The following is an 11,871-nucleotide window of genomic DNA, read 5'->3' on the forward strand; positions in this document are numbered from 1 at the left end:
CTTAAAATAAGTGCTGATTACAAATCCGGCGGCTATAGCAAGGCGAAGGCAACGGCAACAGACGTTATCTTGGGGGCTTATAACTACCAATACTCACCCGTAGCTTTCAAGCCAACCCTTACTAGCGCCCCGCAAACCTTCCGGCCCACATTTGAAGGCGCTCTTTCCTACTTTGTTGGGGGGAATCCTGCCTATCCTAATGACAAAGGCTTCGCACTAGAGTCGTCAACTGGAGCGCAATGGAGCTCATACAAAATAGATAATAATGTAATCCAACTCGACGGAGACTCCTCCATCTCGATGGGAAATATTTCCATATATGATGCAAAAGGTAATGCAACTATTGTAGATAAAACTTTTGGATTTAGCAAAGGTTTGGATGGAATCGTAAGAATAAATCTTCATCACTCTTCAGGTGCTGCCTCAAATCAGGCATCCCTTCCAGCTGAAGATCTACGTCAAGTTGCTAGCAACAGCTCTAATACCGTAAATCTTACTGATGTGCTCTCTGCCCAAACGGGTTGGTGCGAAGCACTCATCAAGATAAGCGCTGATTACAAATCAGGTGGTTTCAGCAAGGCTAAAGCAACGGCCGAGAACGTTATTGATCAGGCCTATAACTATCAGTTTGGTCCTGTTGCTTTTAAACCAACCCTTACTAAAGCACCACAAACATTCCGGCCAGCATTTGATGGCGCGCTTTCCTACTTTGTTGGGGGTAATTCAGCCTATCCTGATGACAAAGGCTTCGCACTGGAATCGCCAACGGGAGCACCATGGAAGTCATTCAAGGTTGAAAATAAAGTAGTTCAGCTCGATGGAGATTCAGCTCTTTCAATGGGGAATGTTTATCTAACTGATGCAGTAGGCACAACAACTGTTGTAGATAAAACTTGGGGGTGGAATAAGAGTTCGGATGGAACGATGAGGCTCAACCTTCATCACTCTTCATCTAGGACTGATAGCCCAAGTTTAACTGATAGCCCAACCGGGGCACCTCTCTATCGCTTCTTGGATCGTGCTGATGGTAGCCACCTCTTTACAAATAACGTAAAAGAGATTGATGCTATTACCGGTGCTCGTTTCAGCTATGAAGGGATCGGCTTTAATACTCCGAATAACGGAACTCAGGCCCTTTATCGTTTCTACAGCTCTTCTAAAGACTCTCATTTCTATACAGCGAGTGAAGCTGAAAAGAATGCGCTCGTGGCCCCATCGTCGGGATATGCCTTTGAGGGCACTGTCGGTAATGTATTAGCTTCAGGCAGTGTTGTTGCTACCTCTACCCCTGTATATCGCTTGTTTAATGCAGGCACTGGTAGGCATTTCTTTACAATTGATCAGCTTGAGAGATCTAATCTGCTTGCACCATCTACCGGTTGGGCGAACGAAGGAATTGGATTTCATGTTTAATTAGCTGTTACTTATTGCTAGCAACTATTTAACCCCCTGCTTTTGCTAGGGGGTTTTTTATTGATCACTTGCGCTTGATTGCAACCTGATATACAACTCATCAAGAAAGGTTTTAAGCACGCTGGCAACCGGCACCGCTAGTAATAAGCCCAGCAGTTCTCCAAGCCCCAATAAGTTGCCAGCGCGGGCGCCTAGCGGTAAGCAAAATAACAACCAGGCTGGTTGCAAACCCACAATGCTACCCATCAAACGGGGGCTGATTAGTTGATCCACTACTTGGCCCACACTTATGGCTGCGGCAAGCACTTCAAGGCCGGTACGGGGATCTTCTACTGCTAAAACCGTGCTCACTAAAGTGATTGTGAGGGCGCTTGCATAGGGCACCAAGGTGGTAAATCCAATCAATAAAGCAAATACCACCCCGTAGGGAATTTGCAGCAAAGTGAATACCACCAACTGCAAGCCACTAAGGATTAAGGCGATTAATACTTGGCCAGCAAAATAACCACGAAAGGTGCGATTAATTGTGCTAAAGATTAATTCACGCCAATCGCTTGGTATCCAACGGGCCAGGCCAGCGGCAATACTTTCGCCACCTAATAATAAAAATATCGCTAAAACCAACACGATCACTGTGTTCACAGTGAGGCCAAGGGTGGCGCTAAGCAAGCTGAGCAGTTGCTGGCTTACGCTGCGGGCAACCCGGCTGCTGCGGGCTAATAAATCATCACTTAAGGGGCTGAAATCGGTGGGCCAGCCCCTCGCTTCTGCAAGTGATTGCAATTGATTTAATAGCTCTTGAGCTTGCACTAGCCAGCTAGGAATTGCATTTACAAGTTCACCTAATTGTTCAATTAATCGCGGCACAAGCCAGGTGGCAGCAAGGCTTAACCCGCCGAGGGTAATTCCTAAAACAAGGGCAAAACTTAGCGGTTTTGTTAACCCCCGCTGTTGTAACCAGCGGCTTGGTAGATCAAGCAAAAAAGCAATTAATGCAGCAGCAACAAAAAGGGCCGGAAATGGAGCTAATGGCAGCAGCAGTTGACGCAACACAAATAGGTTGAGCACCAACAGCGGTAAAGCAAGGCTTAAGCGCAACCAACGGGGAGGCCACATCTCAATTGCGCTCAGCAATGTATTCAGTGCAGCCCAGCTGTTGCAACCTGTGATCTTTTGCTTCCACCATCGCTTGCAACCCAAGCCTGTAAGCCTGCAGCGCCTCTCCGAGGCTTTGATCCTGTAGAGCAAGGATTTGCAATGCCAATAAGGCTGCATTGCAGGCATTACCGATGGCAACTGTTGCCACCGGGATGCCTGCTGGCATTTGCACTATTGAATAGAGAGAATCAAGGCCGTTTAGGGCTTTGCTCGTAACGGGAACTCCAATCACCGGCAAGGTTGTGAGGGCTGCCACCATTCCAGGTAAGTGGGCTGCCCCTCCAGCTCCAGCGATTAACACCTGCAAGCCTCGGGCTTTTGCGCTTTCTGCGTAATTAACCATTGCCTTTGGGGTGCGATGGGCCGAGAGCACCCGCACTTCATGAACTACGCCAAATTCTTCCAACACCTCCACTGCCCCTTGCATGCAGGGCAGATCCGAATCACTGCCCATCACAACTCCCACCCGCGGATCCTTAGCCATCGGCAGACTGCCACTGCTGGCATTCTCATCCTGTTTCCATGCAGCTGCCCATAACTGCTGCCCTTGAGGGGCGGTGGCATACAAATCTGCGTTTACCAGAAGCGGCTGGGATGCCGCAGCGGCGCTGGCGTGCATTTGTGAGCCAGGAGGGCTACATCAGCCGGCTCCTGCCTCTTGCCACGGGTGCCGCTGCTGCTGGCATTGATTGGGATGGTGCATGGTTGAGCCCCGCGGGAATTGATCTACAAATCAATGGTGGCTTGGGGTTGGCCTTCCCTGAATTGCAAAAAGAGCAGTTACCCCGCTTATTTGAGTTATTGGATTTGCTTTGGCGTGATGGGGTGGAAGCGATCTGCCCCACTTTTGTTACCTGCGCGGTGGCGCCTTTGCGGCGTGGCCTTGCGGTGCTTGAGGAAGCGCGCCTGCAGCATCGCCCTGGCCGTTGCCGTTTACTGGGCGCCCACTTAGAAGGGCCATTTTTGGCGCCCGAACGCCGCGGCGCTCACCCTTTAGAGCATCTGTGCGCTCCTTCTATTGAGGCTTTAAGGGAGCGGATTGCTGGTTTTGAAAGCAGTATTGCGCTCGTAACCTTGGCGCCAGAACTGTCGGGAGCTGAGCTGCTGATTAATGCTCTGCGGCAGCAGGGAATTTTGGTGAGCCTCGGCCATAGCGCTGCTACTGGCGAACAAGCCCAACGGTCCTATGGCCAAGGGGTGGGGATGATCACCCATGCCTTGAATGCGATGGCGGGTTTGCATCACCGCTCTCCTGGACCAATAGCGGCGGCCATTGCTGCGCCGCAGGTAGGCGTTGGTTTAATTGCCGATGGAATCCATGTGGCGCCCGCGATGGCGGTGTTGCTGCAGCGGCTCTTGCCTGAGCAGGTGTTGCTTGTGAGTGATGCCCTAGCTCCCTATGGCTTAAGCCCCGGCGCTTACCCCTGGGATGAACGGCAGATCACTGTGAAGGCAGGCACCTGCCGCCTTGGAGATGGCACTTTGGCTGGCACCACCCTTGCTTTGCTTGAGGGGGTGAAGCGGCTAGCGGCATGGAGTGGAAATCCAAATGCTGCAATTCGCGCCGCCACGGTGTTACCCAGGCGTCCGCTAGGTGATTTGCGCCCTGTAGAGCAACAATTGCTGGGAATGGCCTGGAATCAAACACTTTGTTGGCGGATTGGCAATGATCAGATTGGCAATGATCAAAGCCTTGGCTGGCAGCGGAACGGGTAGGGTCCCCGGCAATGGCATTTATGCAGATGAGCAACCTAGAAAAAGCGGAGGTAAAGGGCTACTTCGAAACAGTTGGATTTGATCGCTGGAATCGCATCTACAGCAACAGCGCTGATGTGAACCGGGTGCAGCGCAATATCCGCATCGGCCATCAAAAAACCGTCGACAATGTTTTGGCATGGTTGCAAGAAGATAGCGATCTAGGTGGCCGTAGTTTTTGTGATGCCGGTTGTGGTGTGGGCAGCCTCAGCTTGCCTTTAGCTCAGCTGGGGGCCGCAAATATTGCCGCTAGTGATATTTCAGAAGCGATGGTGCAAGAAGCCTCCAGGCGGGCGGCCGAGGCCGGCCTCGAGGCCGCCCGTGTGCAATTCAGCTGCTCCGATTTGGAAAGCTTGAGCGGCACCTACAACACAGTGGTTTGCCTTGATGTTTTTATCCACTACCCGCAACCGCAGGCAGAGGTGATGGTTAAACATTTGGCAGGCCTTGCTGAACAACGCTTAATCGTGAGTTTTGCTCCATACACTCCATTGCTGGCCTTGTTAAAAAGCATTGGCTCACTTTTTCCTGGCCCAAGTAAGAGCACCCGGGCATACACTTTGCGAGAAACCGGCATCGTTGCAGCAGCGGCAGAAGCTGGCTTTAAACCCCTGCGGCGCAGCCTTAATAAAGCGCCTTTTTACTTTTCAAGATTGATTGAATTTGAACGATTTTGCAGGTGAGCAACCAGCTGAGCGAAATTATGTTTAGCAAGAACTATTGGCTATGTTAATTGCGGCAGATCTTGAAAGATGTATCCAGTCTAATTGGTGTTGATTTGCAAAAGCTAATTGAAATGCTTGTTGATTAAGTATTAATCAACTCCAGTTCTTTTGGTAGTGGCGCTTCAAGTTTGAGCTCTTCGCCATTAGCTAGGGGTAATACCAGGCGATGGGCATGGAGCTGATAGCCGCCCTCACCTGGTAGGGCATCGCTGGCAGTTCCCCCCACCTGATAAAGGGGATCACCCAGTAGTGGTGCCCCGGCGGCGGCGGCATGAATGCGAATTTGATGGGGGCGTCCGGTTGTAATTGTGAACTGCACCAACCAGGCATCAGCTTGCTTTTGCAATAGCTGCAGCTGGCTGGAAGCCTGTAATACCCCAGGGCCCTTTTGCTCAATTGCAGCCGCCCAGATGCTGCCAAGGCGGCGGTGGGGCCTCTGGCCAATGGCGGTGTTGAGTTCCAAGGCCAGCTCGGGTTGTAGATCCAGCAAAGCTGAACCTGAAACGGGGATTTGCAGTAGGGCGCGATAGATCTTGCAGCAGCCCTGTTGGCCCCCGTGATCGCGTAACAGCGCGCTGAGCCAAGCGCGGCTGCAGCTTTTGCGGGCGCACACCAGCAGGCCTGAGGTGAAACGTCCGAGCCGATGCACCGGCCGTGGCAGGCCATATTTATCACCTTGATATTGCTTTTCCAGCAACTTGAGCAGGCTATGTTCCATAAAACCACCTGCTGGTAAAACCGGCAGTCCGCTGGGTTTATTAAGTATTAGTAAATCGTTGTTGTTATAAATAATCGACCATTCATCCGGCACCGCTTCCTCCAGCCAGGGGGGACGATGCCATTCCCAATAGGCACCATTACAACGAATTTCACCACTATCTAAACGCTGTTGCCAATCGCTTATGGAACTATGGGGCCAACGTTTGGCATACCAAGAGCAGATCGCTTCTGCATCAAGGTTTATGCGATCACGATAGATATTGCCTTTATTAAATGCTGCCTTCAATTCACCAGGGCATTCTCAAGGGCATAACGCACTAATTCGGTGCGGCTTGAGGTGCCGGTTTTAGCAAACAATCGGCTCACGTATTTCTCTACATTGCGGATTGATGTTTCCAATTGGCGAGCGATTTCTTTATTCATTAAACCTTCTGCCACCAGTTGCAGCACGCTCGCTTCCCTCGGTGTAAAAACATGATCGGCTGGGGCGATTCCTTTTTTATTGCCGCCCCCTTGCAGCATTGAGCGGATTTCAGTTATTTGTTTTGCCATCTGACCCATGTCGGTGTCGGCATAGCGGGCGGCTTCCCGCAAAAGCCTTTCTTGGCGTTGCACCACATTGCGCACCCGGGCAACTAATTCGTCGGGATCAAATGGTTTTGGGATGTAGTCGTCTACCCCAGCGCGAAAGCCAGTGATGCGATCGGAGGTCATCCCTTTTGCAGTTAGAAATATCACTGGCGTGCCACCGAGGCGTTCGTCTTCCCGTAAGCGTTTCAGCAGCCCGTAGCCATCCATGCGCGGCATCATCACATCGCTCAACACCACATCTGGGATTTCTGCTTGAGCCTTCTCCCAGCCCTCTTCCCCATCACAGGCGGTACTAACCAAAAAACCTTCGTCTTCGAAATAAGCCTGCACAGCGGTGCGAATGCCGGGTTCATCGTCTACTAAAAGCACCCGTGGTTGTGCGTTTAGCAGTGTTTCCACTGGTTCACTTTGATTTGGGGTGGGGTTTGGATTTTGCATTTTGGTTTCAGCGGGGATTTCCCGGTAGGAGATGTTCCCGTTCGTTCAAGTTGCCACTAAAGCCCAATTTGCGGGCAACCGCTTGCAAATTATTTGGGTCTTTACCGGCCTGTTCCGGAAAACAGGCGGCCCACCAAATCAAATGGGATAAACGGTTGTGGCTGCCTACAAAACCGCCGGGATTCAGTTCCAACATCACCAACTGGCTGCCATTACTTGTTATGCGGGCTGGGGCGTTGGTATCGCAGCGAAGGGTTTCATTACGTACTTTTACGTCGTTCACCGCCTCTTGCCAAAGCTTCAACCTTTTGCCATTTGGAAAATCATTGGCATCACGGATCGCATAAATCCCTGATACCTCTATGCCATAAGGAATTGTGCGTTCCTGCAGGATCAACATTCCCGCTGGACGATATTTTTCTGGTTTTTGTATTTCAAGGCCTAAGCCCTGCCCCCAGCTAGGGCTTGCAAGTAGTAATGCCGCCAGCATCACAAAGCCTTTGTGGGAGGCCATAAACATTGCGCTACATTCCCCGCCAGCATGGTGCCAGCTAACAGCTTTGGGGGTTTTCAGTGGCCGCTGCGCCGATCTACCTCGATCATCAAGCCAGTACCCCCTGCGATCCAAAGGTTGTGGCAGCGATGGCGCCGCTTTGGAATGAGGAGTTTGCAAATCCCTCCAGCCGCTCCCACCTGCCTGGTTTGGCAGCAGCAGGGCAGGTGGAACAGGCAAGGGAGGTGATGGCAGCGAGCTTTGGGGTGCCTCCGGAATCCATGGTTTTTACCAGTGGAGCAACAGAAGCAAACAACTTGGCGATCAAAGGTTTATGCGAGGCAAGGATGGCAAGGGGGCGCCATTTGATCACGGTGGCCACTGAACATCGAGCCGTATTAGACCCCTGCCGCTACCTCGAAAAGATGGGCTTTGGCCTCACGGTGCTGCCGGTGGAAGCCGATGGCTTACTGGATCCAGCTCGCTTGGAAGCTGCCTTGCAACCAGACACCGTGCTGGTAAGTGTGATGGCGGCAAATAACGAAATTGGGGTGCTGCAGCCCCTTGCCGCGATCGGAGCGCTTTGCCGCAGCCATGGGGCGGCTTTCCATTGCGATGCAGCGCAGCTGGTGGGGCATCAGCAGCTCAAACCTTTGCAATTAGGGATTGATCTACTTAGCTGCAGCGGCCATAAGTTTTATGGCCCGAAAGGTTGTGGCGCCTTAGTGGTGGCTGATGGGATTGAGCTAGCAGCCCAACTCCATGGCGGTGGCCAAGAGGGGGGACGCCGCAGCGGCAGTTTGAGCACCCCTTTAGTTGTGGGTTTGGCAGCGGCATTGCAGTTTGCGCTTATTGATGCAAGCGAGCGTGAACAACGGCTGGCGCTGCTGCGGGATCAACTTTGGTGCGGCTTGCAGCAACTGGGGGGGATAGAACTTAATGGTGCCCTCCAGCCGCGCTTAGCCCACAACTTAAATATCACTGTGGCTGGGGTAAATGGCACCAGGCTCCATAGCAATTTGAAAAAGCGTTTAGCTGTTAGTGGCGGCTCTGCTTGCAGCAGTGCAACTGGAGAACCATCCCATGTGCTGCTAGCCCTGGGCCGCAGCCGCTTAGAGGCAGCAGCTTCCGTGCGGTTTGGTTTGGGGCGATCCACTACAGAAACGCAGATCAGCGCAACTTTGGAGTGGTTCAGCCAGGTGCTGGCAAACCTCCGCTAAGCAAAACAAAGCTCACGATTCCCGCCAAGGTGAGCAGGGCCTGAGCGATGCGGCTCACAAGCATCCCAAGCACCACAGCTAACCCCACCTGCAAACCAAGTAAAAGTTGGCTGGGGGTGGAGATAAGTTGCCCCAGGCTTGCCCCCAGCAAGGGTCCAATAAGCGCTCCGAGCAGCGGTCCCCCGATTGGCAGAGCGGGCAATAAACCAAGAATTCCCACCAGTAGGCCAATGCCAGCGCCTAGGTAAGCCCAACGGCTGGCCTTAAGCCGCGCGGCCCCCAGCAGCATCCCAAGAGCATCAGCTCCCCAGCCGAGCAGTAGCAGCAATAAGGCCACAACAAAAGGGGGCCAGCCCTGCTGCCAGCCCACCGCCCAGCACCAAATCCCTGTGCCAATTGGTAGAAGCAGCAAGCCGGGCAGCACTGGTAACACCACCCCTGGTAGGGCAATCAGCTGGATTATTAAGGCAATCCACCAGGTGATTTGTAGGTTCACAACTTTTCGCTTACGCGCAACTTGGCAGAACGGGCTCGAGCGTTACTGGCCTCTTCTGCGGCATCAGCTATCAGCGGTTTCCGGGTGATTACGTGTAAGGAGGGGTTGCTTTTAAAGCTGTTTTTCACAAGCCGATCTTCCAATGAATGGAAGCTGATTACGGCAAAGCGAGCGCCGCTTTGCAACCAATGGGGCGCTTGATCTAGCAGTGTTTCCAATGCCCCCAATTCATCGTTTACGGCAATGCGCAAGGCTTGAAAACTTCGGGTGGCGGCATGGATGCGGCCATGGCGTTGCTTGGGGGGGTAGCAACCGGCAATGGCATAAGCAAGGGCGGCAGTGCCGCGTTTGCCATCATCCCAGGGCTTTTCCGCTACTAATTTGCGGGCAATTCGGCGAGCCAATCTTTCTTCTCCGTTGTTAAACAACAAATCGGCCAGCTCTGTTTCAGTGAGGCGATCGATCAAGGCTGCAGCGGTTTCCCCTACCCCCTCGGGATTCATACGCATATCGAGGGGGCCATCGCTGCGGAAGCTGAAACCACGCTCCGCTTGATTTAGTTGATGGCTGCTAACCCCTAAATCAGCAAGCACTGCCACCACTGGGCTAGCTGGTTGATAGCAGGCAAAATTTGTGGCAATAATTTGTACCCTTTCTTGATAGGGGCTTAGTTTTTTAGCTGCAGCCACACGGGCATTGGGGTCTTGATCAAGGCCGATGAGTTGCCAGCCAGGGTGAGCTTGAAGCAATAGGGCGCTGTGGCCGGCGCCCCCCAAAGTGCAATCGAGCAGAATTCCTTCGTTTGGTAAGCAGGCGAAGGCTTCCAGCACTTGGCTTGGTAACACCGGTTCGTGTTCAAAGCCGGGTTGCAGCAGTGGATTGTGAGTGGAGGTGGGGCTGTTCAGGGTGAATTAGGCAAATAAAAACCGGTGGATGTGCCCACTCCTTCCTAGGATCACAAGAAAGCCAGGGCTTTGGTAGATGACGCAGCTGGAAACGCGCACCGAGCCGATGGTGCTCAATTTTGGGCCCCATCACCCATCTATGCACGGGGTGTTGAGGTTGGTGGTAACCCTTGATGGGGAAGATGTAGTGGATTGCGAGCCGGTGATCGGCTATCTACATCGCGGCATGGAAAAAATCGCCGAAAGCCGCACAAATGTGATGTTTGTGCCTTATGTGAGTCGTTGGGATTATGCGGCGGGGATGTTTAACGAAGCGATCACAGTAAATGCACCAGAGCGCCTTGCTGATGTGAAGGTGCCAAGGCGGGCAAGTTATATCCGGGTGCTGATGCTTGAGTTAAATCGCATTGCCAACCATTTGCTTTGGCTAGGACCCTTCCTTGCCGATGTGGGAGCACAAACACCATTTTTCTATATCTTCCGTGAGCGGGAGATGATCTACGACCTTTGGGAGGCAGCTACCGGCCAACGAATGGTAAATAATAATTATTTCCGCATCGGTGGAGTAGCAGCAGATTTACCCCATGGCTGGCTTGAAAAATGTGAGGATTTCTGTGATTGGTTTGGCCCGAAAATTGATGAATATGAAAAATTAATTACTAATAACCCAATTTTTAAGCGGCGCATTGAAGGGTTGGGAGTTATTAGTCGCGAGCAGGCGATCAATTGGAGCCTTTCGGGGCCGATGTTGAGGGCATCAGGGGTGGAATGGGATTTGCGACGTGTAGATAAATATGAGTGCTATCACGAATTTGATTGGCAGGTGGTTACGGCCCAGGAGGGTTGTTGTTATGCCCGTTATCGGGTGCGAATTCAAGAAATGCGCGAATCACTAAAAATCTTGAAACAGGCTTGTAAGCAAATTCCAGGTGGGCCTACTGAAAATTTGGAAGCACTAAGAAAAGCAGAAGGAAAAACTAGTGAATTTTATGGATTTGATTATCAAATAGTTGCTAAAAAAGTAGCACCTACATTTAAGATCCCTGAAGGACAACTTTATAGCAGGGTGGAATCAGGTAAAGGCGAGCTCGGTGTATTTATCATCGGCAATAATGATGTAACCCCTTGGCGCTGGAAGATCAGGGCTGCGGATTTTAATAACCTACAAATCTTGCCTCATTTATTAAAAGGCGTAAAAGTTGCTGATATTATGGCAATTCTTGGTTCTATTGATGTGATTATGGGTTCGGTGGATCGCTGATTAAGGAGGTTGATCTGAATCCTTTTTTAAGCCGCTTAAGGCAAGCCGGTTATTTATTACCCCTTGGCCTCAGTGGTTATTTAATACTTAAAGGTGCCCATGGGCCTTTACTTGGCTGGCCTTGTCCGCTGAAGGCATTAACCGGCATCCCATGCCCCACCTGCTTCCTAACCAGGGCAACAGTTGCTGCTTTACGCGGCAACCTTAGTGAGTCAGTTCAATTGCATGCTTTTGGACCCTTAGTGGCGTTTGCCTTGATCGCTTGGTGTTTTACGGCCATCAACCAGCGGCGTTTAATACCCAGGGGAATGCCCGCATGGCCATTAGGTGTAGGGGCTGTTGTTCTATTTGCCTATTGGTTAATGCGTCTAATGTTTAGTTATGGCTTAGGTTTTCGCGGCGCACCTGGTTTCCCTTAATTGGGCTCAGTTAATTAAGCCTTTGTGGTAAGCGGCATTTTGTAGATAAAAGCTGCTCACAGGCACCGCCACAAGGGCGCCAAGGCCGCAGGTGCAAATAGATACCAAAGCAACTAATAGCCACGCTAAAATTTCAATTCCAACAAAATTCATGCCATTTTCTGAACGGTAAACAGCTTGAAATGAACCGCTAAAGGCATCCAGGATTGGTTCATCGCCGATGAAGATTCGGTTCACATATACGGGCATTGTAAGGGCGATAACAATGCCGGGAATA

13 protein-coding genes and 1 pseudogene are annotated in these 11,871 nt (G+C 51.6%); 6 read left to right on the plus strand and 8 right to left on the minus strand.

Annotated features, from left to right (window positions below; all coding sequences use genetic code 11):
- A partial coding sequence (locus tag AC2JC8_RS08530) for a hypothetical protein (RefSeq protein ID WP_484594532.1) occupies nucleotides 1-1,413 on the plus strand: 1,413 nt, incomplete at its 5' end.
- Nucleotides 1,414-1,470: 57 nt separating this feature from the next.
- Here AC2JC8_RS08530 and AC2JC8_RS08535 read toward each other — a convergent pair.
- Together AC2JC8_RS08535 and purE are read right to left on the minus strand one after the other, a co-directional pair.
- On the minus strand, nucleotides 1,471-2,529 hold the full coding sequence (locus AC2JC8_RS08535; RefSeq protein WP_484400937.1) for an AI-2E family transporter: 1,059 nt from the start codon (nucleotides 2,527-2,529) through the stop codon (nucleotides 1,471-1,473).
- A 1-nt stretch (nucleotide 2,530) separates the two neighbouring features.
- On the minus strand, nucleotides 2,531-3,055 hold the full coding sequence (gene purE, locus AC2JC8_RS08540; protein WP_484400938.1) for a 5-(carboxyamino)imidazole ribonucleotide mutase: 525 nt from the start codon (nucleotides 3,053-3,055) through the stop codon (nucleotides 2,531-2,533).
- Nucleotides 3,056-3,093: 38 nt separating this feature from the next.
- Between purE and AC2JC8_RS08545 the strand changes: the two genes are divergently transcribed.
- A complete protein-coding gene (locus tag AC2JC8_RS08545) occupies nucleotides 3,094-4,287 on the plus strand; it encodes an N-acetylglucosamine-6-phosphate deacetylase (protein WP_484594533.1) in 1,194 nt (397 codons plus the stop codon).
- A 26-nt stretch (nucleotides 4,288-4,313) separates the two neighbouring features.
- The gene (bchM, locus tag AC2JC8_RS08550; protein WP_484400941.1) at nucleotides 4,314-5,009 is read left to right on the plus strand and encodes a magnesium protoporphyrin IX methyltransferase; all 696 of its coding nucleotides are present in this window, start codon (nucleotides 4,314-4,316) and stop codon (nucleotides 5,007-5,009) included.
- Nucleotides 5,010-5,133: 124 nt separating this feature from the next.
- Here bchM and AC2JC8_RS08555 read toward each other — a convergent pair whose 3' ends face one another.
- The 3 genes from AC2JC8_RS08555 to AC2JC8_RS08565 are packed head-to-tail and all read right to left on the minus strand — an operon-like array spanning nucleotide 5,134 to nucleotide 7,314.
- Nucleotides 5,134-6,057 (minus strand): RluA family pseudouridine synthase, encoded by a 924-nt coding sequence (locus AC2JC8_RS08555; protein ID WP_484400942.1) that lies wholly within the window; start codon nucleotides 6,055-6,057, stop codon nucleotides 5,134-5,136.
- A complete protein-coding gene (locus AC2JC8_RS08560; protein WP_482131396.1) occupies nucleotides 6,054-6,800 on the minus strand; it encodes a response regulator transcription factor in 747 nt (248 codons plus the stop codon). The genes AC2JC8_RS08555 and AC2JC8_RS08560 overlap by 4 nt, the downstream gene beginning before the upstream one ends.
- 7 nt (nucleotides 6,801-6,807) lie before the next feature.
- Entirely contained in the window at nucleotides 6,808-7,314 is a 507-nt protein-coding gene (locus AC2JC8_RS08565) for a hypothetical protein (RefSeq protein WP_484400943.1), read from the minus strand.
- 59 nt (nucleotides 7,315-7,373) lie between these two features.
- On the opposite strand from AC2JC8_RS08565, the gene AC2JC8_RS08570 reads away from it, so the two are divergent.
- Entirely contained in the window at nucleotides 7,374-8,513 is a 1,140-nt protein-coding gene (locus AC2JC8_RS08570; RefSeq protein ID WP_484400945.1) for a cysteine desulfurase family protein, read from the plus strand.
- On the opposite strand, the gene AC2JC8_RS08575 is transcribed toward AC2JC8_RS08570, so the two are convergent.
- Nucleotides 8,485-9,009 (minus strand): DUF456 domain-containing protein, encoded by a 525-nt coding sequence (locus AC2JC8_RS08575; RefSeq protein ID WP_484420228.1) that lies wholly within the window; start codon nucleotides 9,007-9,009, stop codon nucleotides 8,485-8,487. The two genes, AC2JC8_RS08570 and AC2JC8_RS08575, sit on opposite strands and share 29 nt — an antisense overlap.
- Entirely contained in the window at nucleotides 9,006-9,881 is an 876-nt protein-coding gene (rsmH, locus tag AC2JC8_RS08580; RefSeq protein ID WP_484400963.1) for a 16S rRNA (cytosine(1402)-N(4))-methyltransferase RsmH, read from the minus strand. Before rsmH ends, AC2JC8_RS08575 begins: the two co-directional genes overlap by 4 nt.
- A gap of 109 nt (nucleotides 9,882-9,990) precedes the next feature.
- On the opposite strand from rsmH, the gene AC2JC8_RS08585 reads away from it, so the two are divergent.
- Nucleotides 9,991-11,175, plus strand: a complete 1,185-nt coding sequence (locus AC2JC8_RS08585) for an NAD(P)H-quinone oxidoreductase subunit H (protein ID WP_255132946.1) — start codon at nucleotides 9,991-9,993, stop codon at nucleotides 11,173-11,175.
- A gap of 128 nt (nucleotides 11,176-11,303) precedes the next feature.
- Nucleotides 11,304-11,594: a DUF2752 domain-containing protein gene (locus tag AC2JC8_RS08590; RefSeq protein ID WP_484400964.1), complete on the plus strand. Its 291-nt coding sequence runs from the start codon at nucleotides 11,304-11,306 to the stop codon at nucleotides 11,592-11,594.
- Between the two features lie 6 nt (nucleotides 11,595-11,600).
- Here the strand turns inward: AC2JC8_RS08590 and AC2JC8_RS08595 are convergent.
- A pseudogene (locus AC2JC8_RS08595) lies at nucleotides 11,601-11,871 on the minus strand (hypothetical protein); the annotation flags it as partial.

Source organism: Synechococcus sp., from assembly GCF_982614295.1.

Bases quoted from the DNA above. Each gene is read 5' to 3' on its own strand.
- AC2JC8_RS08535 (WP_484400937.1), bottom strand. From the start codon at position 2,529: ATGTGGCCTCCCCGTTGGTTGCGCTTAAGCCTTGCTTTACCGCTGTTG.
- AC2JC8_RS08545 (WP_484594533.1), top strand. From the start codon at position 3,094: ATGCAGCTGCCCATAACTGCTGCCCTTGAGGGGCGGTGGCATACAAAT.
- purE (WP_484400938.1), bottom strand. From the start codon at position 3,055: ATGGCTAAGGATCCGCGGGTGGGAGTTGTGATGGGCAGTGATTCGGAT.
- AC2JC8_RS08560 (WP_482131396.1), bottom strand. From the start codon at position 6,800: ATGCAAAATCCAAACCCCACCCCAAATCAAAGTGAACCAGTGGAAACA.
- AC2JC8_RS08585 (WP_255132946.1), top strand. From the start codon at position 9,991: ATGACGCAGCTGGAAACGCGCACCGAGCCGATGGTGCTCAATTTTGGG.
- AC2JC8_RS08565 (WP_484400943.1), bottom strand. From the start codon at position 7,314: ATGGCCTCCCACAAAGGCTTTGTGATGCTGGCGGCATTACTACTTGCA.
- bchM (WP_484400941.1), top strand. From the start codon at position 4,314: ATGAGCAACCTAGAAAAAGCGGAGGTAAAGGGCTACTTCGAAACAGTT.